The sequence below is a fragment of the Liquorilactobacillus uvarum DSM 19971 genome (genome assembly GCF_001434935.1).
Taxonomy (GTDB): Bacteria; Bacillota; Bacilli; order Lactobacillales; family Lactobacillaceae; genus Liquorilactobacillus; species Liquorilactobacillus uvarum.
On sequence record NZ_AZEG01000109.1, the window covers coordinates 1 to 636 of the forward strand.

Sequence of the window (636 nt, forward strand, 5' to 3'; positions counted from 1 at the left end):
GACCTTCGGGTTATGAGCCCGACGAGCTACCAGACTGCTCCATCCCGCGATAATTATATTAAAAAGGAGGATAAGAGATTCGAACTCTTGCGTGGTTTTACCCACCTGACGGTTTTCAAGACCGTTCCCTTCAGCCAGACTTGGGTAATCCTCCATAATAAAGTACTAATCATACTCAACAACAAATCAACCAATATACCAGTACTATGGACCTTGTAGGACTCGAACCTACGACCGGACGGTTATGAGCCGTCTGCTCTAACCAACTGAGCTAAAGGTCCAAGTTCTATACAAAAGATCTATCGCGGTGAAGGGGATCGAACCCCTGACCTCCCGGGTATGAACCGGACGCTCTAGCCAGCTGAGCTACGCCGCGATGTGATTTATCAAAGAAAAGATGTTTTCTCATCTAATCGGGAAGACAGGATTCGAACCTGCGACCCCCTGGTCCCAAACCAGGTGCTCTACCAAGCTGAGCTACTTCCCGATGAATATGATGCACCCAGTAGGAGTCGAACCTACAACCTTCTGATTCGTAGTCAGACACTCTATCCAATTGCGCTATGGGTGCAATATAATAAATGAAAATGCCGAGGACCGGAATCGAACCGGTACGGTAATCACTTACCGCAGGAT

At 47.8% G+C, this 636-nt stretch carries 5 tRNA genes; all 5 read right to left on the bottom strand.

From position 1 onward, the window contains the following. Positions 1-64 precede the first annotated feature (64 nt). The 5 genes from FD20_RS12645 to FD20_RS12665 all read right to left on the bottom strand — a co-directional run bounded on the left by FD20_RS12645 (position 65) and on the right by FD20_RS12665 (position 571). Positions 65-154 (bottom strand) — tRNA-Ser (locus FD20_RS12645). 53 nt (positions 155-207) lie between these two features. Next, positions 208-281 (bottom strand) — tRNA-Ile (locus tag FD20_RS12650). A 21-nt stretch (positions 282-302) separates the two neighbouring features. After that, positions 303-376 (bottom strand) — tRNA-Met (locus tag FD20_RS12655). 37 nt (positions 377-413) lie between these two features. After that, a tRNA-Pro gene (locus FD20_RS12660) sits at positions 414-487 on the bottom strand. Between the two features lie 10 nt (positions 488-497). Further along, a tRNA-Arg gene (locus FD20_RS12665) sits at positions 498-571 on the bottom strand. Positions 572-636: the final 65 nt, after the last annotated feature.